This window comes from Kribbella pratensis (genome assembly GCF_004366075.1).
In the GTDB taxonomy this organism is placed as follows: domain Bacteria; phylum Actinomycetota; class Actinomycetes; order Propionibacteriales; family Kribbellaceae; genus Kribbella; species Kribbella pratensis.
Genome location: NZ_SODU01000005.1, coordinates 1 through 25,473 on the forward strand (window position 1 = coordinate 1; position 25,473 = coordinate 25,473).

The window sequence follows — 25,473 nt, forward strand, 5'->3', positions numbered from 1 at the left end:
AGAAGAATCATCCAATGCCTGTGAACGGGGATACTACAATTTCGGCATTGACTTTCGGCACGCTGTTGAGTTCTCAAGAATCGGACGCACACCGCGCTTCAGACTTTCGTTTGAAGCTCCGGGGCAACTCGCCCAACTTTACTGTTTCGCTTCCAGCCGGTCAAATCGGCCTTTTTCGATCCAGTCTCCCTGCGTGACCCAGTGTCCGAAACCCGCCGAGGCGTGTTTCGGCTTCCGAGACCTTCAGGGAGTTTGTTGAAGGGCCGGCCGCTTTCGCGTCCTGCGCCTCGCTCCAACAAGAAGAACATTACTGACATTCGCGGTGCAGATGCAAATCGGGGTCCCGGACCCTCGTCCGAGCCTCCCGGCACCTGCCCTCGGCGCCGTCGTCCAGCGTCGAGGGAAGCAGTGCTGGTCCCTCTGGTCACTCCACTCGCACGCGTCTCCGCGAGCGACACTTCCATCATGCCGCACCCACACAAGTCGTTTTCGGCCGGAGCCCCACGCACCACGTGAGACGCCCGAGGGACGACGTACGAGACGGCCAGGAAGACGACGAGGTGGGAGCCGGTCGGCTCCCACCTGTCACGTACCGCACCGCCCAGCAGACGCCTCTCGGCGAGTGGCCGCTCGTAGCGGCTTAGGTTGAGGCCCGGGGTCATGTTCCGGACGGCATGATGTGTAACCCCCCTCCCCCGAGACCTATTCCCGCACAGCTGACGGTACGAACCGCGCCCCGAGCCGTCGATACTGTCGCTCTATGTCTCGTGCTTTTCAGAGAGCGCTGGCCGCCCTGGCTCGCTTCAACGAAGCGCACCCTTGGTCCCACAACGACGTCTACGCGGCGCTCGTACTCCACCATGCACGTCGCGTCCGCGCAGCCGGCGGCACAGAGGCCCTGGACGTCGGATGCGGGACAGGAAACCTCGTTCACCGGCTCGCCGGTGTCTTTCCCGCGGTCACCGGCGTCGAGCGCGATGTCCCGACCGCGGAACAGGCTCGGCGCACGACAGCAGATCTCGCCAACGTCCGCATCTTGACGCAGCCGTTCGACGAGTTCCACGCGAGCAGCTACGACCTGATCACCTTCGTGGCGGTGCTGCACCATCTGCCGTTGGTCGCCACGCTCGAGAAGGCGCGCGAGTTGCTGCGCCCGGGCGGCCGACTCGTCGTGGTCGGCGTCAGCCGCGAGGCGCCGGCAGATCTTCCGTGGTCGATCGCCTCGATGATCCTGAACCCGATCGTTGGCATCGCCAAGCACCCGCGACGATCACACACGATCCCCACGCACATGACCGCACCGACCGCTATGGCCGCGGAATCGTTCGAGGAGATCGCCGTCGCGGCCAAGCGCATCCTCCCGGGGGCACGGGTCAGCCGCAGCCTGTTCTGGCGCTACACGTTGTCCTGGAGAGCCCCGGCCTCGCCGTAGCCGTTATCGCGACGGCTGAGGTGCCGAACAGTCGATCTTCGGGTTGGCGCCGATGTAGTTCAGCGGACCGGCGACGACCGTCACCAAAATCGTACCGACTCGTGCGCAGGTCGCATCGGAGCCTGAGAAGTAGTTCCGTTGCGCGGCAGCTGCCAGTCCAATGAACAACCAGACCACCAGAACGATCGCAACGACGCGGGACCCATTGGTCGACGCTCTACGAGTGCGCATTTCCACCTCCCGGATTGTGCGCACCCCCGTGCGGACGCCTACAGGTGCCCGGTGTGTGACGTGCGGAAACTCAGAGTTCGCGAACGTCGTAGTACGGCTTGATGTGTTTGTTGACGTACGCGCCGATGCTCGGTGCGGCCAGGAGCGCCGCATAGGTCGGCTGCGGTACGTCGAAGTACTGGTAGGTGTAGCCGTTGACGTACTCGACCTCCAGCGTGCCGTCGGACCATCCGACCGATCGCACGCTCGACGAGTTCACCAGGCGTCGCCTCATCCACGGCTCCTTCCGCGCTCGCACTGCGCCGCCCAGTCTGCCTTTCCCGCGGTCAAGGCGAGGGCGATCGCTCCGGGTCCTCGGCCTGCAAGCGTGCCAGGACACGCGTCAGATCACCGAGCGCCGTGTTGAGCTGCGTCAGCACGGTCTTGTCGATCGGTCCCCGATCCTGGTCCAGGCCGAGGTTCGCCGCGAACCGGAGATGGGCTTCGGGCGGCGCCTTCTTGAGGTAGGTGTCGAGGGCCTCCTGGAGAAAGGGACTGGGCACGAGCTCGGGTCTCTCCCGCCACTTCGTGAGCGTGCGCGGCGAGATGCCGAGCTGCTCGGCGAACGCCTCGTTCGTCAGCCGCAGCGCCGTACGCAGGGCGTGCGCATGCCGGCCGGTCCATTCCTCGATGACAGTCATCCGTGCTCTCCCTTGCGTGTCAGTTACTCCCTGCAATGAGAATATTCGTTTCGGTGAACGCCGGTGGGCAGAATTTGTGCGCTGTGGATACCGGTTGAGTTCCTGGTGAGGACGCCCGGGCGCGCGTTGACTTGGGCCATGGACGAGATCAGCGGGAGAACCGCGACGCTGCTGCGCACCACGCGACAGCGTCATCTGCGCATCGCGAGGAAATCCGGGCCACGCCGCTTCGAACTGGTCCGGTACCGCGACGTCTCCGGTGTCAGCGGTACGGGCGTCGTCGCGGAGGGAGTCGAGTGGAGCGACGGGACAGTCGCACTGCGCTGGGGCGGCCACTACCCGACCACGACCGTGTGGCAGGACGGGATCGACGCGCTCCTGAGCATCCACGGACACAACGGCGCGACCACGATCCGCTGGCTGGACGACTAGCGATGCGTACTCGACTCCGGTGGGGCGGGTCCACCCTGCAGACAGCCCGCCTCACCGGCCTATTCGGTGAAGAACTGCTCCCGGTACGTCGTGCCCGGCTCGGAGCTGGAGCCGTTCAGTTCGGACTGCACGGGACCGGTCTCATGACGGCCGTCCTTCCCCGCGCCGGCGTGCCTCGGCACCGGACGCTGAGCCGACTTCCCCGAGTAGTCCCAGCTCGGAGCGGCGCTGTCCTCGCCCCGAACAGTGCCGCCCCGACTCGGAACAGTGCCCTCCCGACTCGGAACAGTGCCGCCCTGACTCGGAGCAGTGCCGCCCCGGCTCGGAGCGATGCTGTCCTCGCCGGGAACAGTGCCGTCCTGGCTCGGAACAGTGCCGCCCTGACCCGGAGCACTGCTGCCCTGATCCGGAGCAGTGGGGTTCTGGCTCGGTGCAATGTCGTCCTGGTTGGCGTCGGTGAGGTTCTCGATTGCCGTGCTGAAGGCGAGTTCGGCGCGGGTCGGCCGTTGGCGTTCGATCTCCTCGGCGGTTGTCCGCCGTACCGGGAGATCGTTCGCCGCGGCCGACAGTTCAGCGAGAGTGTCGAGCAGGCCGAGCGCCGTCTCGACCTCGCCCGGGTGGTTGACCATCCACCAGACCGCTGCCGATCCAGGCGTGGCGAAGACGTCGTCCTTCAGGTACGCGCGTTTGTCCTGCTCCATCCGGCGTTCGAGCAGCGTGGTCTGCTCGCGCCGATGCAGGGCGGCGAGGTGCTGAAGATGTTTCTGATCCGCGTCCGGCAGCCGCAGTCGTACTTCGGTCGCCCAACTCCGGACCTGCCCCTTCTCGTCCAGCGCCGGCTCGCCGAGAAGGGCCGCCAAGCGGTGCTGGTTGAGCGACTCCTCGGTCACCTGCTGCCGCACGGTCAGCGCTCGCGCCCTCTCCAGCAAAGCATCGACCGCGACCGCGCCGAGGTCCGCGTGACGCGAGCCCGACAGCACCGTCGACCACTGCACGACGGCCGAGAAGCTGAACTGGAAGTCCGGCGAAGCCGACGGCAACCGCACATCGGCAACTGTCCGGGACGGCGGTCCGGAGAAGACCGGCTCGGGATCCGGGAGTACGACGGAAGGCGCCGGCGCCTGCTTCGTGGCCGCAGGGCGAGGTTCGTCGGGCTGCTTCCACACAACGGCCAGCAACACCAACAGCACCAGCGTCAACACCACAGCCGCCCACGCCGGCAGCCCGACAATCAGCGAAACGACATACAGAACCAGCACAATCGCGGCGGCCGTGAGGAGAGAGTTCCGGTGGAGTTTCATAGCGGCGTTCCTTCACCGGCGTCAGGCGGACGACGAGTCCAGAAAAGTCTCACACGCCTAACGCAAAGTAGCCGCCGCGCGCGTGTCGTAGACCTGCGGAGAGGACAAGCGAACAGGGCCGCCTGTGAGTCGGCCCCAACTGCCTTGTTCAGCGCACAGAGCGAGGACCGGCCGATCCCTCCACACGGCCGGTCCTCCTGGCTCCGACTCAGCCATTGGGATCGCTGTGACCAGATTCTTCAGTCGGGTGATCAGCATCGGATGGCACGATGGTGCTCTCGCCGGAGGAGTAGAACTGCTCGCGATACTCGGCAGCGGCGCGCTGTTCGATCCCAGGTCGGCCGGTGGATGCAACGTCTGCCGCACTCGTGAACGGCACCGTCGCGATGGCCTCCGGCCGCGATGTGTCCTCCACGGTCAATGGCGCCGCTCCGTGCGGTTCCTGGACAGTCGTGGGCGCATCGGTGGAGGCTTCGACTATTTCAAACGGATCGGCACCCGACGGCGCAGTAGCAGCAGAGGATTCCGCGCCCGCGGGGTTCGCGGATGTGGTCGAGACAGTCGACGGGAGCGCCGACGTCGGCCCGCTGCTTGAGTCGCCCAATGCGGATGAGGACGACGGCTCTCCAGGTGTGTCGAAGAGCTCGCGGATGCGATCGGCGCGATCGGGGCGGCCGAAGCGGGTCTCCAGCATGGCCAGGGAGTCGGCCTTCAGCGACCGTTCGGGTTCGGGGTGATCGTCGAGGAGCCGTTCGACAGCTGCGTCGAAGTCCATTCGGACCTGAATGGTTCCTGCCGAAGCATCTTCCGCAGTTGACCAGCCGTTCGATGCGTTCCCGCCCATCCGCGGAGCTGTGGTCGGGTCTTCGTCTCGGATGGACGAGAGCCCGGCAAGAGCGGCTTCGTCCCGGCGAGCTCCAAACCCGGCTTCGCTACCGATGGACGTGGTCTCGTGGCGGTCGTGAGCCGCTGCGGACAGGTTGGCGAACGTACCGAAGAGCTCCACGGCTCGGTCGACCTGATCAAGGTTCTGGTTGAGCCACCAGACCGTTGTTGATCCAGGCGACGCCAACACATCGTCACGGAGATAGGCACGCTGCTCCTGCTCGATCTTGCGGTTGATCTCCGAGGCGACCTCACGTCGACGGAGCTCGGTTATCCGCCGCAGGTACTCGGAGTCGGAGGCCGGAAGCCGGAGCTCTACTTGTTGAGCCCAGACACGCACACGCCGCTGGTTGTCGTACTCCGGTGAGGCCAGGCGCGCTGCGACGCTGTGGTGCGCGAGTTCCGTCTCGTCAGCCGCTCGAGATTCCGCCATCGCCTCGGCACGGCGGAGCAGTGCATCCACCGCGACACTCCGCGCCTCGCTCTCCGACAAGTCCGGGCGGACCGGCGACCAGAGCACGCGAGCTGCGAACTCGAACCGGCATCCCTTCGTGGCCGAGGACAAGCGCACCCCCGCGACGTCGTACCACGGAATAGGGGGCTCCTCCTCCGAGCTCGGGACCTCGGCGGATAGATGTTCCTTCGCAACGACCTGTGGAACTCCGAGCGAAGAAGCCCGCAAGCCGAGTGCCACCAGGACGAGCGCGGTCAACAGCCCGAACAGCCAGCCAGGCCAGCCGGTGATCAGCGCGGCGACGGAGGCCAGGACGACGATCGTCAGCGCGACGAACAGTGACGTTCGATGCAACTTCATGAGTGTTCTCCTTCAGCGCTCGGTGCGCTCGCCGGACAGTTGACGGCGGTGCGTACCGCCTGGATGACCGCTGCAGCCGCCGCGCGTCGGTCTGTGGTTGCGTTGCCAGCAGGATCACGGAGGCGGGCGCCGGTCATCCGATAGAGCTGCGCGAGTCGCCGTACGTCGTTCGCGCACAGCGCGACGATTGCTCCGAGCATCAACTCGGCAATCGAATCGTCTGTCGAAACCAGCGTTGCGTGTCGATCCAGCCATGGCGCGACCGCAGATTCCCAGTCGGCGTCGGAGGCATCAGCCAGCAGCGCCTGCCATTCGCCGATGACCAGGTCGGCGAATCGCGGATTCTCAAGCGGCGCAGGCGCTCCGCCGGTCAGCCGCACCGGAGACACAACGGCCCGGAACAGTGTGCCGTCAAAGCGTTCGCGGTCGGTCAAGACGGTAAGGAAGAGTTCCAGCATCGCGTTGTCCGCACACACATCGACGATCGCCCGGCGCGCCTCCAGGCCGGTCGACGACGGGTGGTCACTGAGCCAGCGCAACCGGATCAAGGCCTGTCTGGGCTGAATCTCCAGAAGCGCAGTAGCGCATACTCGGACCATCACGCCCCCGAGCCGGGTTGGCAGCTTGCGGTTCCGAGAATTCTTGTAGAGATAGCTTCGGATCGAGTTCCCACTGCGCTCGTCGAGCAGAACCGTTTCCAGTGTGCGCACCGCGAGCTCGCGGAGATCGTCACGACCGTGCAGCGCCCACGCCTGCACCACCTTGCTCAGATCATGAATGCTCCCGGTCCTCGCAACCTGCTCCGCGAATCGTGCTGCGATCAATCCTCCCTCGCCAGCCGACAACCGTCGGCTCTCGACAAATCGACCGACCCAGTCAGCGAACTCCGCTCGAAGATCCGGATAGGCGTCCCAGAAATGTGAGAGGACGGCCGCGCCGAAAGCCGGCTGATTGAAGGCAACCCGGCCTTCGTCCGAGATCCGCAACCGGCTGCCGGTCGTGCCCTCGAGGGTGAGCCTGGCGATCCTGTCGACGATGCCTGTCTGCGCGAGCCGGTGATCCGGATCCTCCGCCCTGTACCGCAGCGACTCCTTCAACTGCTCCTCGGCGAAGAACGTCGCATCGACCGAGCCTCCCTCAAGCAGGGCCGCCGCCAACAGCAGAGTCCGATCCTCGACGCCCGCCCGCTGCGCGACGAGTGCAGAGACTGCATCGCTGTGGTCAACGAATGCGGCAACGGCTCTGGTGAAGCGATCGGCGATGTCGTCCCGCTGACGATCACGCAGGAGGTTGCCTGCGACCCGTGCGACCTCTCGCAGCGGAAGGTGCTCGAAGACAGCACGATCCTCTTCGCGGACCTTGCGACGGTCCAAGATCATCGATCCGGACCTGAGATGCGCCGTAAGCACCCTCCACGGATCAGGTCGAAGCAGATCTACGACCATTCCGTGCCAGTCTTCGAGGACGAGCTCCGCCTGCCGCGCGTGCGCGATCACCACGAGATGTGCGTGCCGGCTCTCGGCAAGAGCGCGACAGCGCCGCAACTCGACCTCGAGCCGCGCAAAAGTCTCGTCGTCGACATCCGCCACGTCGACGACCAGTGCCTCGCCCTCGGCCACGGCCTCGGCCGACAAGTGGCCGGAGTCCAGCAAGTCGTCGGGCGAGAGTTCGCGGAGCGGCGTCGGCGTCCCTTCCGAACCGCACAGCAGGATCCTGGCGGCAGACCGCCGTCCCGTTCCAGGCATACCGCTCAGGACGATCGCTGCGCCGGGTTTACGAACCCGTTCGGCCAGTTCTGCGAAGCCGGGCGGCTCGACGAAAATGTCCCTGAGCCTCACGATCTGCTCGACCGTCCCCGCAACGCCGTACGGACGCCGTCGAGAACTCAGCTCATCATCCGCCGCGAGGGTATGGATCGCGTAGTAGCTCCCCAGGTAGTTGATCTGCTGCCCTGCGCCGGTGTTGACCGGAGCCGACGGGTCCGTGACGACGCCACCGACATTGCCTCCGATATCCCCGGCACCGCCCTGCCGGGTGCCGATGGAGAGCTCATCGGCTGTCATCGCGGCTCATGCGCTGCGTGGTTGTGTTGGGTGCCGGATCCGCTGTTCGTCGGTCCGGTCGGATCGCTGACGATCGAGCCGACATTGCCGGCGATACTGCCGACCCCACCACGGCGATATCTCGTGTTGTCCTCGACGCGTGCGGTCTGCCTCGGCTCCGGAACAACCTCACCCAGCTGCTCGGCCCTCGACCGCTCCCCAGCCGGATCCTCTGCAGAACGGAATCCACTGGTCAGCAGGTCGCCCGAGGGCAGCGGCACACGCAAATACGCCTGTCCTTCGTAGCGCTTGACCTTCACAGGCACTGCGACATAGAGATCCGGGTCCTCGTCCGTGTAGCGGGCCGCGACGGCGTCCTCGAAGGCACGCGCCGATACGATCGCGGCCACCCGGGTCGCGTCACCCGAGCGGGTCAGCAGATCGCGCACTGGCTCACTGTCGAGCAGCCGATGGAGCTCGACCCGCGCGTTCCCGGCCCCGTCGGACACGCCGTCTGCTCCGGAATCGCTGACCGGGCCGACCGTGACGCTGACCCGCATCCGGATGTCAGCGAATCCGGCTGCGGTCAGCATCCGGCTACGATCGGTCAGTTCGTCTTGGAGGGAGCCGAGGAAGGGGTTCAGGAGGAAGGGCAGACGTTCGGCAGGCAGTCCGATGGCATAACCGTCCCCGGTCGAGTCTGCGAACGAGATCTCGTTCCACAATCCCTCCAGGGCACAGCGCGCGAAGGCGCTCTGCAGGATCTCCGGGATGACGGCGTTCAGGTGGGCGTGCTGCCGGCCCGGCGCGCCGCTGTAGTCCTTCATGTCGACTACCAGCATCGAGCGGTACGGCGGCAGCGGGCCGACTCCGAATCCTGAGTCTTGAGGAGTGGTCATGGGAGCAACCTCCAAGTTCGTTGGCGTGATCCGGTGAGACCAGAGTTCCGAGAACGAGTCAGTCTGGTTGTCCGGAATCGGACAGCGCGGGCGTGAGCTGGACCACGACTGCTGTCAACGAGCGGCCCACTCGCCGAGGCGTGCGAGGTCGGCCACCACGAGCTGCGGTCCCGGTGCGAGGGCACCCGCGGCACGGAGTTTCCCGAGTTGATCGGCCACAGTGCTCCGGGCCATCCCTAGAGAACTCGACAGCTCCTCTTGGGTGAAAGGAATCCGTTCCGGATTCGGCAGGCCCGGTGGTGCGGCTAGTACAACGTCGTGCAGGAGCCTCGCGATGCGCCGTACGGCCGGTCGGTGAGCGAGCTCGACCTGACGGTTCACCGCCTGGTCGAACTTGATCCGCTGGTACTGGTGCAGGACATCGCGCAGGTGGTGCTCGTCGACGAAGCGGTCGAAATCAGATCGCCCCAGGTAGTGCGCAGTACAGCGGTCGATCGTCTCGACGCTGGCGGTACGACGGCCGGACGCGTCGCCGGCGAGCTCGCCGATCAGGTGACCGCTGCCGCGGACGGTGAGCATGAGCTCTGCACCGTCCTCGGCGCGGGCCAAGAGCTTGACCCGACCATGTTCAAGAGCGAAGACGAAGCCACCAGGATCGCCCTGCCGGAGGATCGTGCGGCCTGGATGGAAGCTGCGCAGCGAGCCGCGACGGAGGAGTTCTCTCCACAATGTTGCGCCGATGAGGTCCTGGAACGTCTGCAGCGAACCCAAACCGATCACACCCCGTGCCTCACCCGCTGGGACCACAGAAAGTTTCGCATGCGGCACAGACCGTGGCGATCGCTCTGCGTGTCGGTTAGCCGGTTAGGGAGCGGAGGGCTTGGCGGGAGGGGGTTAGGAGGACTGGTTTGTAGGGGCAGGGTTTGTCGGTGAGGGTTTCGTAGGCTCGGATGGCTCGGTTGGCGGCGTCCCAGCCTTGTTCGGCGGGGGTGCGGCCGAGGCCTCGGTTGCGGACCAGAGCGCCGTAGAATGCGGAGCAGAAAACGGTGGCCTCGTACCAGCCGATGACGGTGCTGGTGCCGATGTAGGTGACGTCGCCCTGGATGCAGTCACGGATGGCGCGTTGCCACTTGCCGATACCGGTCTTGCAGCCGTCGGCGATGACGACGCCGCTGGCGATACCCCACTGGTGATCGAGGAACCAGTCGGCGAGGGACTTCAGCGAAACCTGGGTCTCGCCGTCGGTGGACAGGAAGGACGGCTCCTCGCTGTGATCACCGTGTGCCATCACGTGCAGGACGGTCGACGGGGTGGTGAGGGCTGAGAACGCGGTCTCGTGGTCGCGGGTGCGGACGAAGTTCACGTCGATGAAGGGCTGGTCCCAGCCGGCGTTGATGTTGCCGGTGATCCCCTGCACGAACGACATCGACGCGTCGAACGAACTGTCCAGACCGAGATCCACGAGAGTGACCAGCCGATTCTTCATACGCCCACCCCTCCAACGCTTTTCGTCGCCCGTCGCACCATGATGACCCACGGATCCGACAGTTCGCGTACGGATATCCCGGCCCTGAGACAGCCCGTCCCAGCCGTACGCCGTACGGCGGAATCGGGTGACCGCGGCGGCGGGTGCGGACCGTGATCGGCCTATCGTGGCTGGGCGCGTACGCCGAAGGAGGAGACCGGATGAGTCAGGTTCCAATGGTCACGTTGAGTCACGGAACCGCGATGCCGCGGGTCGGGCTCGGGACATCGCCGATGAACGACGCGGATGCCGAGCGGGCGGTGAGTACGGCGCTCGAGCTCGGGTACCGACTGATCGACACCGCGGAGAACTACCGGAACGAGGTCGGCGTCGGACGGGCGCTGAAGCATGCCCCGCGCGACGAGGTGTTCGTGACGTCGAAGTTCAACAAACGCTGGCACAGCGTCGACGGCGCACGCCAGGCGTTCGAGGCGAGCGCGGAGAAGCTCGGCGTCGAGTACCTCGACCTCCTGCTCATCCATTGGCCGAATCCCGAGCAGGACCGGTACGTCGAGGCATGGCAAGGTCTCATCGCGCTCCGGGAGGCTGGCCTGGTCCGCGCGATCGGTACGTCGAACTTCAAGCCCACGCACCTCCAACGCCTGATCGACGAAACCGGCGTCGCGCCCGAGGTGAACCAGGTCCAGCTCAGCCCGGTGTGGACGAAGACATCCGAACGTGCGTTCCACCAGCGGCACGGCATCGTGACCGAGGCATGGAGCCCGCTGGGGAAAGGCACGGATCTCCTGAGCCACCCGACGGTTCAGGAGATCGCGAAGGCCCACGGCCGATCCGCGGGACAAGTTGTCTTGCGGTGGGAGACGCAGCAGGACGTCGTACCGATTCCGAAGTCAGCCGATCGGGAGCGGCTTGCGCAGAATCTGGCGGTGTTCGACTTCGACCTCACCGACGGCGAGCTCGCGTCGCTGGCAGCCCTCGACGGCACCGGCCGGCCCGCGGCCGACTCGGACCACGCCGGCCACTAGCAAGCTCCTCAGCCCTTGCGTGCGATGTAGTACGCGTTGAACGCGTCGGCCTCGATGTGGGTCACGGCGGTGGACGCGAAGCCGGCGTCGGCCAGCATCTCGAGTGCTTTCTGCCTGCCCCAGACGGTGCCGAGGCCGTCGCCGCCGAGGGAGAGCGACACCGTCATGCAATGCATGGTCGAGATGCCGTACAGGAAGGTGGCGAACGGGTGGTCGACGTTGTCCTCGAGTTTGCTCGACGCCTCGATGTCGACCATCAGGAAGACGCCGCCCGGCCGGAGTGCTGCCGCGATGCCGGCCAGGACATCGGCCGGGCGAGCCTGATCGTGGATCGCGTCGAAGGCGGTGATCAGGTCGAATCGCTCGAACTCCCCCAGCGTCGCGGCGTCCCGGACGACGAACTCCGCGTTCGCGAGCCCCAGCGCGGACGCCTCCGCCTGACCCGCGGCGACGGCTTCGGTCGAGAAGTCGTAGCCGACGCACCGGCTGCGCGGGTACGCCGACGCGATCAGGTTGATCGCATGGCCACTCCCGCATCCGATGTCGGCGACGTCGATGCCGGCCGCCAACCGGTCGGGAAGCCCAGGCACCAGCGGCAGGATCGAATCCAGCAACGCGGCGTCGAAGACCGCGCCACTGTCCTCGGCCATCAATCGATGGAACTCCGTGAACTCGGCGTACGGAACCCCGCCACCGTGACGGAAGCATTCGACAAGCCGCGACTCGACCCCGGCCAGTAGAGCGATGAACTGGGTCGCGCCCGCGAGGTTGTCCGGTCCCGCCGACCGCGTCAGGAACGCGGCGTGTTCGCGCGGCAACCAGTACGTCGTCCGACCGGCGTCGTACTCGACCACTCGGGCGGCGGTCATCGCGCCCAGCCACTCACGCACGTACCGCTCGTTCAGTCCCGTCGCGCCGGCGACCTCGTGACTGGTTGCCGGGGGCAACTCCCCCAGCGCGTCGAAGAGGCCGGTCTGATGTCCGATGCTCATCAGCAGCGCGAGCATCCCGTCGTTCAGTACGTCTCCCATCCGCGCACCGAAAGTCTCGATGCGGGTGGTGTCCAGCAATGCCTCGGTCATGATGGTTACCTCCCAGAGCAGCATGTCTGCGAGGGACAGCACCTGGCATCGGTGAATTCGCCTATTCGCTGACCCGGGTGAGGTAGGCGGCGGCTTCGGTCCGGTTCCGTACGCCGAGTTTGGACAGGATGCTCGCCACGTGGTGCTCGACGGTACGTCGGCTGATGTACAGACGGGCCGCGATCTCCGGATTCGGCAGGCCTTCCGCAAGGATCTTCAGTACGTCGAGTTCGCGCTTCGTGAGCAATCCGGCACCACGAGGTCCGAGACGGGCCGCGCTCGCGCCTGCTGCTCGGAGCCAGGCGGCCGCCCCGTCGGCGTCCGCCGCGGCGCCGAGATCCTCGAACACCGCCAGTGCCATCCGCGCCTCGGCAACCGCGGGCGCCGGGTCGCCGGACGACATGGCGTCGGCCAGCATCATCCGGGTCCGCGCGACCTCGAGTGGCATCTCCAGCAGGCCGAACCAGGTCTGCGCCGCGGAAAGCCGCAGTACCGCTTCACGCGACCTGCCTTCGGCCGCAAGGGTCTGTCCGCACAGCCGTGCACCGCGCGCCGCGATCAGCCCGCTGTCTGTCGCCGAACCGAGCGCGGTCAGACGCGCAGCTTCCGCGGCAGCACCGGTGGTGTCACCGGTGATCAGACACGCCTGCCCCAGCACCTCGCGGAACCGAGCCTCCTCCAGCGGCGTGGTCTGACCGAGTTGGCGCTGGATCAGCGAGGTCGCCAACGCCGCCTCGCCACCGGCCAAGTAGACGGCTGCCAAGACCGGCTGCACGATGGTGCGGTCTTCGAACCCGGTGAGGAGTCGACGGGCCTCAGCCAACCGCCCTTGCGCCAGCCGAAGGTCGGCGAGGAACGCGGCGGCCTCCGCTTGCACGGCGGGCAGTGACTCCTGCGCGAGTTCGGCGGCCGCGGTCAGTTCGATCTCGGCCCGTGGCCAATCGCCGGTGCAGGCGAGAACAGCGCCGTACGACGCCCTGCACGTCGCGTGCAGGTACGGGCAGCCGTAGCGGGCGATGAAGCCGTCGAGCGACCGGGTCCACTGCACGACGCGCGTGAAGTCGGCGCCGCGTACGCAGGACCTCATCAGCAAGCAACTCGTGAAAACCACCGTGTCTGGCCGGGTGCCCTCACCGCCCAGCGCGCCCGCGAGCGCCTCGTCGAGCAGCGCCGTACCCTCGAGCACCTGTCCTTGGTTGATCAGGGCCGCTCCCCACAGGCTCAACGCGCACAGCTCCAGGTCGCGATCGCCGGCCTCGGCCGCGATCTCGTACGCCGCCTCGGACCAGGCAGCGACCTGTGGCGGGTCGTCCGAACAACCTGCCCTGGCGAGCGACGCCCAGGCACTCACGACGGGATCGCCGAGTTGCGACGCGATCCGGACGGCCCGCGCGGCCCAGCCTCGCGCCGCGGCGCGGTCGCCGAAGTTGGCGTCGTACAGAAGGCTCAGGCCCAAGGCTGTGAACACAGCCTGACCGGGGTCGGTACGTTGGAACTCGGCGTAGGCCCGCTCCCAGCAGGAGAACGCCGTACGAACGTCGCCGAGCCACCACTGGGCGTCACCCAGCCCGGCCAGGCCCCGTGCCGTTGCCGAGATCCCGACCGAGTCACCGAACGCGGCCCGAGCCGCAACCCAGTCCCCGGCGCCGAGCGCCTTCTCCCCGGCTGCGAGGAGACCGTCGATCCCCTCCACGACTCGACGGTAGACGCGCTGCGGCCCCCGGGGGAAGTGGGAAGTTCCCGGGGGCCGTGGCGCTGTCAGCTGATGGTCAGCGGCAGGTCAGCTGCAGCCGGAGGTGCTGCCGCAGCCTTCGCAGACGTAGCAGGAACCGCTGGGGCGCATCTTCGTGCCGCAGGTGAAGCAGAGCGGGGCGTCCACCGAGGTGCCGGTGATGAGCTCCAGCATCTCGGCCGTGGTGTGGGCCTCGCCCTTGATCGGCTTGGCTGCTGCCGCGTCGGCCGGCTTCGCCGGAGCATCCGCGATCTCGGCGACCGGCTCGACCGTCTTCAGGGACTCGGCCTCGGACACCTCGACCGGGGCCGGCTCGTAGGAACCGGTGTCGAGCTGCCGCGACCGCTCGTCCGCCGAGTAGATACCGAGCGCGGCCCGCTCGTCGAACGGCAGGTAGTCCAGCGCCAGGCGGCGGAAGATGTAGTCCATGATCGACTGCGCCATCCGGACGTCCGGGTCGTCGGTCAGACCGGCCGGCTCGAACTTCAGGTTGGTGAACTTCTGGACGTAGGTCTCCAGCGGTACGCCGTGCTGCAGCGCGATCGAGATCGCAATCGAGAAGGCGTCCATCACCCCGGCGAGCGTCGAACCCTGCTTGCCCATCTTCAGGAAGACCTCGCCCAGACCGTCGTCCGGGTAGGAGCCGGCGGTCATGTACCCCTCGGCGCCACCGACCGTGAAGGACGTGGTCCGCGACGGCCGCGACTTCGGCAGGCGCTTCCGGGTCGGCCGGTACTCGATGACCTTCTCGATGATCTTCTCGGCGACAGCGGGCTCGACCGAATCCGCGGCAGCCTTCTTCGCAGACTTCCCGTCCGCCAGCGGCTGACCGACCTTGCAGTTGTCGCGGTAGACCGCGAGCGCCTTCAGGCCGAGCTTCCAGCCCTGGAAGTAGACGTCGGCGATCTCCTCGACCGTCGCGGTCTCCGGCAGGTTCACCGTCTTCGAGATCGCGCCGGACAGGAACGGCTGCGCCGCCGCCATCATCCGCACGTGGCCCATCGGCTTGATGGCCCGCTCACCCATCGCGGTGTCGAAGATCTCGTAGTGCTCCGGCTTCAGGCCCGGGGCGTCGACGACGTGACCGTTCTCGGCGATGTACTCGATGATCGCCTCGATGGTCTCTTCGGTGTAGTTGTACTGGCGCAGCGCCCGCGGGACGGTCTGGTTGACGATCTGCATCGAGCCGCCGCCGACCAGCTTCTTGAACTTGACCAGCGAGAAGTCCGGCTCGATACCGGTGGTGTCGCAGTCCATCATGAAGCCGATGGTGCCGGTCGGCGCGAGCACCGAGGCCTGCGCGTTCCGCCAGCCGTTCTTGGCGCCGATCTTCAGCACGCCCTCCCACGCCGCGGTGGCGTGCTTCTGGACGTCCTTGTCGATCTCGTGCAGGGTCCGGATCGCGTCGTTGGCCGCGGCGTGCTTGCGCATCACCCGGGTGTGCGCGTCCTTGTTCCGCTCGAAGCCGTCGTACGCGCCGACGATGCCGGCCAGCTCGGCGGAGCGCTTGTACGACGTACCGGTCATCAGCGAGGTGATAGCGCCCGCCAGCGCGCGACCACCGTCGGAGTCGTACGCGTGACCCGTTGCCATCAGCAACGCACCGAGGTTCGCGTAGCCGATGCCGAGCTGCCGGTACGCGCGGGTCGTCTCGCCGATCGCCTCGGTCGGGAAGTCCGCGAAGCAGATCGAGATGTCCATCGCGGTGATGATCAGTTCGACGGCCTTGACGAACTTCTCCGAGTCGAACAGGTCGTCGTCGCGGAGGAACTTCATCAGGTTCAGCGACGCGAGGTTGCAGGACGAGTTGTCCAGGTGCATGTACTCGGAGCACGGGTTGGACGCGGTGATCCGGCCCGTCTCCGGCGTCGTGTGCCAGTCGTTGATGGTGTCGTCGTACTGCAGGCCCGGGTCGGCGCACGCCCACGCGGCCTGCGCGATCTTGTCGAACAGCGTCCGCGCGTCGACGGTCTCGATCACCGAGTTGTCCAGCCGCGCGCGCAGCCCGAACTCACCCTTCGCCTCGACCGCCCGCATGAACTCGTCCGAGACCCGGACCGAGTTGTTCGCGTTCTGGTACTGCACGGAGGTGATGTCGCGACCGCCGAGATCCATGTCGAAGCCCGCGTCCCGCAGGACCCGGATCTTCTCCTCCTCGCGCATCTTGGTGTCGACGAACTCCTCGATGTCGGGGTGGTCGACGTCCAGCACGACCATCTTCGCCGCGCGCCGGGTGGCGCCGCCGGACTTGATGGTGCCGGCCGACGCGTCCGCGCCGCGCATGAAGCTCACCGGGCCGGACGCCGTACCGCCGGAGGACTGGAGCAGTTCCTTCGAGGAGCGGATCCGGGACAGGTTCAGGCCGGCGCCGGAGCCGCCCTTGAAGATCAGGCCCTCTTCCTTGTACCAGTTCAGGATCGAGTCCATCGAGTCGTCCACGGCAAGGATGAAGCAGGCCGACACCTGCTGCGGCGAGGACGTGCCGACGTTGAACCAGACGGGCGAGTTGAAGCTGAAGTACTGGTGCAGGAGCATCCAGGTGAGCTCGTGCTCGAACACCTCCGCGTCCTTCGGCGAGGTGAAGTACCCGTGCTCCTCGCCGGCCTTGCGGTAGGTCTTCACGACCCGGTCGAGCAGCTGCTTGAGGCTCCACTCGCGGTTGTCGTGGCCGATGGCGCCCCGGAAGTACTTCGTGGTGACGATGGTGGACGCGTTCACGCTCCAGAAGTCGGGGAACTCGACTCCGCGCTGCTCGAAGACCGTCTCACCCGTCTTCCAGTTCTGCTGCACGACGTCGCGACGCTCCCACGTCACCTCGTCGTACGGGTGGACGCCTTCGGTGCTGAAGACGCGCTCGATGGTGAGTCCCGTGGGCGCGTTCTTGCGCCCTCGGAACCCGGCCGCCGACCTCTTGGTCGACCCCGAGTGGCCGGTCACCGTCTCTGTCATGGTTGCTCCTCGCCCTGTGTCTACTGCCGCGGTCTGTCGGGACCGCCCCGTTGGAGTACTGCGTAACGCCACTACTGCGACTACCTGGAACTGCCGTTCCCCCGGTTTATGTCTGCTGGGTCGGCTTCAGCGGGTCCGGCTCGGTGCCCTGCGGCTCCTTCTCGGCCCGCAGCAGCGCGATCTCCGTCTCGAAGTCGTCGGCGGACTCGAACTGCCGGTACACGCTCGCGAAGCGCAGGTACGCGACCTCGTCGAGCTCCCGCAGCGGCCCGAGGATCGCCAGTCCGACCTCGTGCGCGGGCACCTCCGGCGAGCCGCTGCCCTTCAGCGCGTCCTCGACCTTCTGACCCAGGCGCGCGAGCTGGTCGGCGTTCACCGGCCGGCCCTTGCACGCCTTTCCGACCCCGTTGATGACCTTCTCCCGGCTGAACGGCTCGGTCGCGCCGGAGCGCTTCACGACCGTGAGCTGCATCTGCTCGACGGTGGTGAACCGCTTCTCGCAGACCGGGCACTGCCGGCGGCGGCGGATCGCTCCGCCGTCCTCGGCCACCCGGCTGTCGACGACCCGGGAGTCGGCGTGTCGGCAATACGGACAGTGCACGACGAATCACTCCTCCCGTACCCACCCCGAGGGGGTGCGTTGTGGATCAGCCTGGGGACAACTTGTGTAGAACCTGTGTGCAACCAACCACTACCTGTGGAAAATTACACCCGTGTAACCACTACATCTAGGGATCCTAGATCGCTGCTCCGACAGTTTGCAAGCACGCCCCGATTGCCCGCGCGTGTCACAGGTTCCAACACTCACGCGGCCCCGTGTACTCCCGCGTGGCGCCACCGCGACGACCCTTTCGAGGCGCAAACTACGGCCCGCACAGACCACTCCCCAGGACCGGCCGAAGCCGCCCTGGGGAGCTTGTCCACAGATCATCGGGTGGTCGAAACGGACTGCCGTTCGGGTTCGGCCGGGGCACGCGGAGTCCGCAGCGACACGGCCGCCAGTACGGCGCCGACCGCCGCGATCACCGCCGCGCCGACGACGGCCGCCGAGTACCCCTCGGTCAACGCCACGACGTCGTCCAGCAGGTCGGCCCCGTTCGCAGCAGCCACCGCGGTCATCGCCGCCAGCCCGAGGGCTGACCCGATCTGGTAGCTGGTGTTCACGATGCCGGACGCCAGACCGCCCTCCTCAGGACGCGCGGACGACAGAGCGATACCGAGACTGGGAATGAACGCCAGCGACATCCCGGCAGCCGCGACCAGCGAGCCCGGCAGTACGTCGACCCAGAACGAGCCGGTGGGGCGGATCAGGGACAGTCCGACCAGGCCCGCGGCGAGGACCGCCATACCGCCCACCAAGGTCCTCTTCGGACCGACCTTGGCGATCACGCGCGGCGCGACGACGATCATCCCGACCATGGTCAGCGTGGTCATCGGCAACAACGCCGAGCCGCTCGGGAACGCGCTCAGCCCGAGGACCTGCTGCAGATACAGGTTCAGGAAGAACCACATCGGCACCCAAGCCGCGCCGAGCAGGAACTGCGCGATGTTGGCGGCGGCCAGGTTCGGCGTCGCGAGGATCCCGAGCCGCATCAACGGCTCCCGCCGCTTCGCCTGCACTGCGACGAACACTCCGAGCAGTACGACGGCCAGCGCACCGACGAGCACCGTCGAAGCCGATGCCCAGCCGACCTCCGGCGCGCGGACGATGGCGTAGACGCCCGCGGCGAGTCCGCCGGTCACGGTCAGCGCGCCGAACACGTCGACCGATCCGGTACGGCCCGCGGCCCGCGGCATCAGGGCAGGCGTGGCGAGCAGGGCAGCCAGCGCGATCGGAACGTTCAGGTAGAACACCCAAGGCCACGACAGGTACTCGGTGATCACGCCGCCGAGGAACACACCCGCCGTACCGCCCGCGGGCGCCGCCGCGCCGTACAAAGCGATCGCCTTGTTCAACTCACGCGGGTTCGCGCCGAACAACATCATCAGCAGGGTCAGGGCGGACGGTGCGATCAGCGCGGCCCCGATGCCTTGGACGGCCCGGCCGGCGAGCTCCGAACCGACGCCGGTCGCCAGGCCCGCCACCAGCGATCCGACCAGCAGGACGCCCCAGCCGGCCGCGAAGACGCGACGCGCGCCGAGCAGGTCCGACAACCGGCCGCCGAGCAGCAACAGCCCGCCGAACGCCACGACGTACGCGTTGAACACCCAAGACAGGTTGCCCGGGCCGAACCCGAGCTCGGCCTGCATCTTCGGCAGCGCGACGCCGACGATCGAGGTGTCCATGATCACCATGAACTGCGCCGCGGCGATGACGGCGAGCGCCCACCACCGTCGCGACGACTTCGTCTCACTCATATGTAACTCCTTACCGGTATGGGGTATGACCCCAGACCGCAGTGGGTTCAGTCGAGAACTGAAGGATGACCGATACCCTAGGGGGGTATCATTGGAAACACAAGGGCGACCCGGCGGGCGATAGGGTTCGGCGGGACCCAGGGAGGATGTGGTGAGCGTGACCGAACCGGTCGACGAGCATGCGCAGCACGGTTACATCGGCGACAAGAAGGCGTACCTGGCGCGGCTGAAGCGGATCGAGGGCCAGGCCCGCGGATTGCAGCGCATGGTCGAGGACGAGAAGTACTGCATCGACATCCTCACCCAGATCTCGGCGATGACGAAGGCCCTCGAATCCGTCGCGCTCGGTCTGCTCGACGACCACCTCACGCATTGCGTGGTCGACGCCGCCGCGGCCGGCGGGCCGGAGGCCGACGCGAAGATCAAGGAAGCGTCCGCCGCGATCGCACGGCTGGTGCGCTCCTGACCGGCGTGCCTGAGGATGTGCGCATGAAGCCGGTGATTCTCGATGTCGACACAGGCCTGGACGATGCGTGCGCGCTACTGCTGGCGGCACGGCACCCCGAGCTCGATCTGAAGGCAGTGACCTGCGTCGGCGGCAACGTCGGCATCGACGACGTCGTACGCAACACGCTCACGGTCCTCGACGCCGCAGGCCGGCCCGATGTCCCGGTTGCCCGCGGGGCTGCCGTACCTCTGATCCAGCCGGTGCGGTCAGCGCGGCATGTCCACGGTGAAGACGGGCTCGGGGATCTGGACTGGCCGCGGTCGACGCGGTCGACGGACCCGCGGCATGCCGTAGAACTCCTCCGCGACGTACTGCTGGACGCGGCGGCGACCGGTGAGCTCATCACGTGGATCCCGTTGGCGCCGTTGACGAACATCGCGCTGTTGCTGCGAACCTATCCGGAGGCGGCGCGCGGTCTGCGCGAGATCGTGTTCATGGGTGGTGCGGCCGGGATCGGGAACGCGACAGCCGCGGCGGAGTTCAACATCTGGACCGATCCGGAGGCGGCCGCGATCGTCTTGGCCGCCGCGAGGGACCTCGGCATCGCGGTGACCATGTACGGGCTGGATGTTTTCTACGACGTCGTGGTCACGCTCGAGCAGGCGCGCGCCTTGAGCGGGTCGCCCTCGGCTGAGCTGGCGTGCAAGCTGATCGAGAAGCGCAGCGAGCGGTACCAGTCGGACGGCGGCAGCATCGGCGACGGCGGCGCGGTGTGCGCGGTGATCGATCCGTCGGGCCTGACGACGCAGGAGTACCCGGTGCGCATCGAGCTGTCCGGGAGTTGGTCGCGCGGGCGGACCATCGTCGACACGCGGGGCGCGTCGGACGTCGCGAACGATCCTCACGGACCGGCGGCGACGATCCGGGTCGCGACGGCAGTGGACGGCAAACGGTACGCCGAGCTGTGGCTGGCGACCGTCAGCTGATCAGACACCCGCCTACCTCGAGAAGGCGGGCGCGTACGCCGTACAGGAACAGGTCGAGGCCGTCGGCGAACAGGTCCGTGTCGTCGGCGTGGTCCGCGACGACCGCGGCCAGGCTCCATCGGGCGGTGACCTCGAAAAGGTGACGCGCCTCGGGCTCCGGTACGCCGATGCGCACGAGGGCGTCGATCTGGGCGCGGATGAGTTCGGCTCGCGAGCCCGCACCCTGGTCGCGGTCCGGCGTCGCCTTCGACTGCATCAGCCCGGCCAGGCCTGGATGGTCCGCATAGAAGGCGCGAAGCTCTAGCGAGCCGGACCGGGTGAGCTCGATCCACTCGTCGACAGTCGTGAGTTCCTCGTACGCCGTCTTGTCGGCCGTGAACTGGTCGAACGCGTTCCGGGCGACCAGGTCGAGGAGCTCGGACTTGTTGTGGACGTGGTGGTAGAGCGACGGGGCGCGGACGTTCAGGCGCTCCGCGACGGCGCGCATGGTGAGGCCGTCCACACCGTCGGCGTGGATGATCGCCAGGGCGGCGTCGGCGATCGCGGCGACGGTGATGCCGGCCGCCGCATGCGACGAAGGATCGCGTCTGGTCACGAAATCTGTTGTCCGCTGTCGTGGATGGTGGGTACTGTCTAACGTCATTAGACAGCTTAGCCGAGGATGGTGCCGTGACTGGATTCCGACCCGCGTACCCGCTGCTGACCGAGCGGCTGGAGCTGCGGCCGCATCGGATGGACGACCTGGACGACCTGTTCGCGTTCCACTCACGGCCGGAGGTCGTGCGGTACACGCCGTGGCCGGCGCGGAACCGGGAGGAGACGCGGGCCGCGCTGGAGCGGAAGCTGCCGCAGGGTGAGTTGACCGCGGACGGTCAGTGGCTGGTGCTGGCGATCGAACTACGCGAGACCGGGACCGTCATCGGTGAGGTGCTGTTGAAGTGGGCGAGCGAGGCCGATCGCCAGGGCGAGATCGGGTTCGCGCTGCACACCGACTACCAGGGCAAGGGGCTCGCGGCGGAGGCTGCGCGGGAGATGCTGCGGGTCGGCTTCGAGGAGCTCGGGCTGCATCGGATCGTTGCGATTCTCGACGACCGGAACACTGCCTCGGCGCGGCTGCTCGAGCGGTTGGGGATGCGGCGCGAGGCGCATCACCTGCACGCCTTGCAGTTCAAGGGCGAGTGGGGCAACGAGTACGTGTACGCGTTGCTCGAGGACGAATGGCGCGCCGGGCGAGGTTGATCAGCCGGCGACGGGGATCTGCAGGGTCTGGCCGGGGATGATGTCCGCGGGCGTGGCGAGGTTGTTGACGTCGGCGATCTTCTCCACGACCGCGGCGGGGTCCTGGCCGGGGTTGGTGTCCTGGGCGATGGACCACAAGGTCTGCCCCGGGGCGACCTGCACCGGAACGGTGTGGGTGAAGTGCGGGCCGGGCTCGAGGACGCCGGCGACCCGGAGGCCGAGGACGAGGATCGCGGCACCGAAGACGAGGACGGACACGGCGGTCAGCAGCATCCGGCCGCGTCGGGTCAGCCGGAGAGTGGCCGGCTCGGGCTGCACAGCCGCACGGCGGCCGAGGTCGTCGCCCGAGCACCCGCGAACCGGCATCCGGTCGGTGGTCGCACCCTCGATCTGCGGACGCCGGCGCGGCGCCACCGTCGGGGCGGGACTCACCGGCGATCCAGCACGTGCGGCCGGGGTCACAGGCGCCTCGGTGCGGGCGGCCGGGGTGATCCGCGCGTCGGTGCGGGCGGCCGGGACGGGGTTGCGGTGAGCGGGTGCTGGCCGCCGGCGTGGCGGGGTGGCCTCCGGCGAGCGGTGTCGGCCCAGTGCGTCGGCCGCTACGGCTGCTGTGCTCATCGGGTCCTCCAGACCTCTGTTCGGTGCGCGTCCTGCGGTGTCGAGTCCTGTCTACCGGCCGCCTCCGACAGTTTCCGGAGGACCAACCCCGTCCGACCGCCCGAACACCTGTTCGATCGAACGTCTGTACGAATGATTAACCGACAGCCGCCCCTCACGCAACCACTTCCAACCAGGACACGCCCAGGAAATTCCCTGCCGCGGCAGCACCCCGCGTGCGCCTTATAACCTGACACCCGAACAAACATGCGAACCGACACGCCTTCGAACAGATGTTTGAAGAATCTCAGGATTCGGTCTACGGTCATCTCAGTCGAGCAAGTTTCGGCCGGTGGGACGATCGCCGGCCCGACCCGAGGAGCTACCACCGATGGCCAGGACGCCGAGCGGTTCCAGCAAAGATGACCGGGGCGGTGGGGCGGGACAGCAAGGGCCCGCGCGCACTGGCGCGGACAAGGGTGCGGGCAAGGCGGACCGGACCGTCGCGGAGCTGCCGGACGGACCGGCGGACGCCACCGGGCTGACGCCGCGCCAGCGCCGCGTGCTGGACGTGATCCGCGACTCGGTGGACAGCCGCGGCTACCCGCCGTCGATGCGCGAGATCGGTGAGCGGGTCGGCCTGACCAGCTCCTCCTCGGTGTCGCACCAGCTGCGAGTGCTCGAGCAGAAGGGCCTCCTCCGCCGCGACCCGAACCGGCCGCGGGCGATCGAGGTCCGCTACCCCGGCGAGCTGGACGCGGCGGCCCGGCGGTCGGCGGTCGGCTCGGTGCGGCAGACGACGTACGACGAGACCGGGGCCGGCGACGCGCATCCGGACGCGGTGTACGTGCCGGTGGTCGGCCAGATCGCCGCCGGTAACCCGATCCTCGCCGAGCAGGACATCGAAGAGGTCTTCCCGTTGCCCAAGGCAATGGTCGGCGAGGGCACGCTGTTCATGCTGAAGGTCAAGGGCGAGTCGATGATCGACGCGGCCATCTGCGACGGCGACTGGGTGGTCGTGCGGCAGGAGCAGACCGCGGAGAACGGCGACATCGTGGCCGCGATGATCGACGGCGAGGCCACCGTGAAGCGGTTCAAGAAGACCAAGACCGAGATCCTGCTGCTACCACACAACCCCGCTTTCGAGCCGATCGACGGCAAGGACGCGGTCATTCTCGGAAAGGTCGTAACAGTTCTGCGCCGAGTCTGACATATCGGACGGCGAGCGAAGTCGGGCGTGTCGTGTCAGCATTGAGCTATGACGACTGTCTATGACTTCAGCGCCACGCGGATCGAAGGCAATGAACAGTCTCTTGCCGATTTCCGCGACCAGGTGCTCCTGGTGGTGAACACGGCCTCGCAGTGTGCCCAGACCCCGCAGTACACGGGTCTGCAGAAGCTCTACAAGACGTACCGTCGGCAGGGCTTCTCGGTGCTCGGTTTTCCCTGCGACCAGTTCGGCCACCAGGAGCCTGGCGACGAGAACGAGATCGCGAACTTCTGCTCGACGATCTACCACGTCACGTTCCCGATGTTCGCCAAGGTCGACGTCAACGGGTCGCGGACGATCCCGTTGTACAACTGGCTGAAACGCGAGCAGGGCGGCCTGCTCGGCGGCCGGATCAAGTGGAACTTCACCAAGTTCCTGCTCGGTCGCGACGGCGGGGTGATCGCGCGCTACGCGCCGACTCACTCACCCGAGAAGCTGGTCGACAAGATCGAGGCCGCACTGGCGGTGCCGGCGCCGTCCCGGGAAACGAACGACTGAAATTCGGTCATTTTCTGCGACAGTTGAACAGAGAATGTCTCAGCGCCGCAGAACCATTCTCCGCATTTCGAACAATTCGGTCCGCGGCCGCAGGTCTCCAATACATTCAGGGGCGCTCCACGAGGACCGATTCCGGGTTGATGTCGAGGCGTAAACCGCGCCATACCGGATGCCGCAGCCGGCCGTCGCCGCCCCAGCCGGAGTAGGTGACTTCGGCGACCAGCGCCGGGTCGAGCCAGTGCGCGCGGCGCCGGTCCGTCATCGGGATGCCCGACGCGTCGAACGCCGGCCGGTCGATCTCCAGACCGGTCAACTCGGCGCTCAGCAGGTCCAGTGTCGCGAAGTCGAGTCCGGAGCCGACCTTGCCGATCAGCACCAGCTCGTCTCCGGCGTACGCGCCACAGTAGAAGGAGCCGATCTTCCCCTCCCGGTTCCCCTCCCCCGGATGCCAGCCGCACAGCACGACGTCTCTGGTCTGCACCGGCTTGATCTTGATCCAGTCGGCGCTGCGCCGGCCCGGCAGGTACCGCGACTTGCGCCGCTTCGCCACCACGCCTTCGAGCCCTTGCGCAGCAGACTGTTCGAGGGCCTGTTCGCTGTCCAGCAGTGCCGGCGGCACCTCCCAGAACGGGTCGCCGATGTCCAGCGACTCGAGCAGCCCGCGACGATCGTCGTACGTTGCCTCTAGCAACCACTCGCCGTCGAAGCGGAGCAGGTCGAACAGCCGCACGGACACCGGCACCTCGGTGATCAGGTGCCGGAGCTGGCGAGGGTCGCGGACATGCATCCGCCGCTGCAGCAGGCCGAAGGACGGTGCCCCGTTCTCGTCCAGCGTGACGATCTCACCGTCCAGTACGGCGGGCAGCCGCAACCCCGGCGCCTCCGCCAGGCCGATCAGCTCGGGGTAACCGCCGGACACGTCGTGGCTGTTCCGCGACCACAGCCGGCAGACCCCGTCGTCGACCTCGGCGATGACGCGGATACCGTCCCACTTCATCTCGTACGACCAGCCCGCTCCGGACGGCATCTGCCCCAGCGCCGCCATCATCGGCAGCACCGGCGGACCGGTCACCGGACTCATGACTGG

At 67.2% G+C, this 25,473-nt stretch carries 24 protein-coding genes; 8 read left to right on the forward strand and 16 right to left on the reverse strand.

The genetic code is table 11. The features are described from left to right. The first annotated feature begins 760 nt into the window (after positions 1–760). On the forward strand, positions 761–1,432 hold the full coding sequence (locus EV137_RS36645) for a class I SAM-dependent methyltransferase (protein ID WP_134132781.1): 672 nt from the start codon (positions 761–763) through the stop codon (positions 1,430–1,432). Positions 1,433–1,733: 301 nt separating this feature from the next. On the opposite strand, the gene EV137_RS36655 is transcribed toward EV137_RS36645, so the two are convergent. Further along, positions 1,734–1,937 carry a KTSC domain-containing protein gene (locus EV137_RS36655; RefSeq protein WP_134011427.1) on the reverse strand — a complete coding sequence of 68 codons (204 nt, stop codon included), beginning with the start codon at positions 1,935–1,937 and terminating at the stop codon, positions 1,734–1,736. Positions 1,938–1,989: 52 nt separating this feature from the next. Further along, positions 1,990–2,343: a helix-turn-helix domain-containing protein gene (locus tag EV137_RS36660; protein ID WP_134011425.1), complete on the reverse strand. Its 354-nt coding sequence runs from the start codon at positions 2,341–2,343 to the stop codon at positions 1,990–1,992. Between the two features lie 138 nt (positions 2,344–2,481). On the opposite strand from EV137_RS36660, the gene EV137_RS36665 reads away from it, so the two are divergent. After that, positions 2,482–2,775: a hypothetical protein gene (locus EV137_RS36665; RefSeq protein ID WP_238175812.1), complete on the forward strand. Its 294-nt coding sequence runs from the start codon at positions 2,482–2,484 to the stop codon at positions 2,773–2,775. 59 nt (positions 2,776–2,834) lie between these two features. Here EV137_RS36665 and EV137_RS36670 read toward each other — a convergent pair whose 3' ends face one another. The 6 genes from EV137_RS36670 to EV137_RS36695 all read right to left on the reverse strand — a co-directional run bounded on the left by EV137_RS36670 (position 2,835) and on the right by EV137_RS36695 (position 10,202). Further along, positions 2,835–4,076, reverse strand: a complete 1,242-nt coding sequence (locus EV137_RS36670; RefSeq protein WP_134132783.1) for a hypothetical protein — start codon at positions 4,074–4,076, stop codon at positions 2,835–2,837. 208 nt (positions 4,077–4,284) lie between these two features. Further along, complete coding sequence (locus EV137_RS36675) at positions 4,285–5,424, reverse strand: hypothetical protein (RefSeq protein WP_134132784.1); 1,140 nt, start codon at positions 5,422–5,424, stop codon at positions 4,285–4,287. Between the two features lie 347 nt (positions 5,425–5,771). Then, on the reverse strand, positions 5,772–7,838 hold the full coding sequence (locus EV137_RS36680) for a hypothetical protein (protein ID WP_134132785.1): 2,067 nt from the start codon (positions 7,836–7,838) through the stop codon (positions 5,772–5,774). Continuing rightward, entirely contained in the window at positions 7,835–8,716 is an 882-nt protein-coding gene (locus EV137_RS36685; RefSeq protein WP_134132787.1) for a hypothetical protein, read from the reverse strand. Before EV137_RS36685 ends, EV137_RS36680 begins: the two co-directional genes overlap by 4 nt. Before the next feature lie 114 nt (positions 8,717–8,830). Then, the gene (locus EV137_RS36690) at positions 8,831–9,496 is read right to left on the reverse strand and encodes a Crp/Fnr family transcriptional regulator (RefSeq protein ID WP_166680124.1); all 666 of its coding nucleotides are present in this window, start codon (positions 9,494–9,496) and stop codon (positions 8,831–8,833) included. Positions 9,497–9,572: 76 nt separating this feature from the next. Beyond that, positions 9,573–10,202, reverse strand: coding sequence for a hypothetical protein (locus EV137_RS36695; RefSeq protein ID WP_133791506.1), 630 nt, complete (start codon positions 10,200–10,202; stop codon positions 9,573–9,575). Positions 10,203–10,402: 200 nt separating this feature from the next. On the opposite strand from EV137_RS36695, the gene EV137_RS36700 reads away from it, so the two are divergent. After that, positions 10,403–11,227 (forward strand): aldo/keto reductase, encoded by an 825-nt coding sequence (locus EV137_RS36700; RefSeq protein WP_134132790.1) that lies wholly within the window; start codon positions 10,403–10,405, stop codon positions 11,225–11,227. An 8-nt stretch (positions 11,228–11,235) separates the two neighbouring features. Here EV137_RS36700 and EV137_RS36705 read toward each other — a convergent pair whose 3' ends face one another. The 5 genes from EV137_RS36705 to EV137_RS36725 all read right to left on the reverse strand — a co-directional run bounded on the left by EV137_RS36705 (position 11,236) and on the right by EV137_RS36725 (position 19,348). Then, the gene (locus EV137_RS36705; protein ID WP_134132791.1) at positions 11,236–12,309 is read right to left on the reverse strand and encodes a class I SAM-dependent methyltransferase; all 1,074 of its coding nucleotides are present in this window, start codon (positions 12,307–12,309) and stop codon (positions 11,236–11,238) included. A 61-nt stretch (positions 12,310–12,370) separates the two neighbouring features. Then, a complete protein-coding gene (locus tag EV137_RS36710; protein WP_134132792.1) occupies positions 12,371–14,002 on the reverse strand; it encodes a helix-turn-helix transcriptional regulator in 1,632 nt (543 codons plus the stop codon). Positions 14,003–14,089: 87 nt separating this feature from the next. Next, complete coding sequence (locus EV137_RS36715; protein ID WP_134132794.1) at positions 14,090–16,990, reverse strand: vitamin B12-dependent ribonucleotide reductase; 2,901 nt, start codon at positions 16,988–16,990, stop codon at positions 14,090–14,092. A gap of 106 nt (positions 16,991–17,096) precedes the next feature. Next, positions 17,097–17,591: a transcriptional regulator NrdR gene (gene nrdR, locus EV137_RS36720; protein ID WP_130387741.1), complete on the reverse strand. Its 495-nt coding sequence runs from the start codon at positions 17,589–17,591 to the stop codon at positions 17,097–17,099. Between the two features lie 326 nt (positions 17,592–17,917). Then, positions 17,918–19,348, reverse strand: coding sequence for an MFS transporter (locus tag EV137_RS36725; protein WP_134132795.1), 1,431 nt, complete (start codon positions 19,346–19,348; stop codon positions 17,918–17,920). A 157-nt stretch (positions 19,349–19,505) separates the two neighbouring features. Between EV137_RS36725 and EV137_RS36730 the strand changes: the two genes are divergently transcribed. Continuing rightward, complete coding sequence (locus EV137_RS36730; RefSeq protein WP_130387805.1) at positions 19,506–19,814, forward strand: metal-sensitive transcriptional regulator; 309 nt, start codon at positions 19,506–19,508, stop codon at positions 19,812–19,814. A 23-nt stretch (positions 19,815–19,837) separates the two neighbouring features. Further along, the gene (locus EV137_RS36735; RefSeq protein WP_134132796.1) at positions 19,838–20,782 is read left to right on the forward strand and encodes a nucleoside hydrolase; all 945 of its coding nucleotides are present in this window, start codon (positions 19,838–19,840) and stop codon (positions 20,780–20,782) included. Here the strand turns inward: EV137_RS36735 and EV137_RS36740 are convergent. Continuing rightward, positions 20,775–21,377, reverse strand: coding sequence for a TetR/AcrR family transcriptional regulator (locus EV137_RS36740; RefSeq protein ID WP_238175813.1), 603 nt, complete (start codon positions 21,375–21,377; stop codon positions 20,775–20,777). The two genes, EV137_RS36735 and EV137_RS36740, sit on opposite strands and share 8 nt — an antisense overlap. 74 nt (positions 21,378–21,451) lie before the next feature. Between EV137_RS36740 and EV137_RS36745 the strand changes: the two genes are divergently transcribed. Next, positions 21,452–22,021: a GNAT family N-acetyltransferase gene (locus EV137_RS36745; RefSeq protein ID WP_238175814.1), complete on the forward strand. Its 570-nt coding sequence runs from the start codon at positions 21,452–21,454 to the stop codon at positions 22,019–22,021. Here EV137_RS36745 and EV137_RS36750 read toward each other — a convergent pair whose 3' ends face one another. Next, entirely contained in the window at positions 22,022–22,639 is a 618-nt protein-coding gene (locus tag EV137_RS36750) for a LysM peptidoglycan-binding domain-containing protein (RefSeq protein WP_134132799.1), read from the reverse strand. It abuts the gene before it with no gap. A gap of 370 nt (positions 22,640–23,009) precedes the next feature. On the opposite strand from EV137_RS36750, the gene lexA reads away from it, so the two are divergent. Both lexA and EV137_RS36760 read left to right on the forward strand, forming a co-directional pair. Next, positions 23,010–23,828 (forward strand): transcriptional repressor LexA, encoded by an 819-nt coding sequence (gene lexA, locus EV137_RS36755; protein WP_134132801.1) that lies wholly within the window; start codon positions 23,010–23,012, stop codon positions 23,826–23,828. 48 nt (positions 23,829–23,876) lie between these two features. Continuing rightward, positions 23,877–24,386 carry a glutathione peroxidase gene (locus EV137_RS36760; RefSeq protein ID WP_134011406.1) on the forward strand — a complete coding sequence of 170 codons (510 nt, stop codon included), beginning with the start codon at positions 23,877–23,879 and terminating at the stop codon, positions 24,384–24,386. 106 nt (positions 24,387–24,492) lie between these two features. Here the strand turns inward: EV137_RS36760 and ligD are convergent, their stop codons facing one another. Continuing rightward, positions 24,493–25,467 (reverse strand): non-homologous end-joining DNA ligase, encoded by a 975-nt coding sequence (ligD, locus tag EV137_RS36765; protein WP_134132802.1) that lies wholly within the window; start codon positions 25,465–25,467, stop codon positions 24,493–24,495. Positions 25,468–25,473 lie beyond the last annotated feature (6 nt).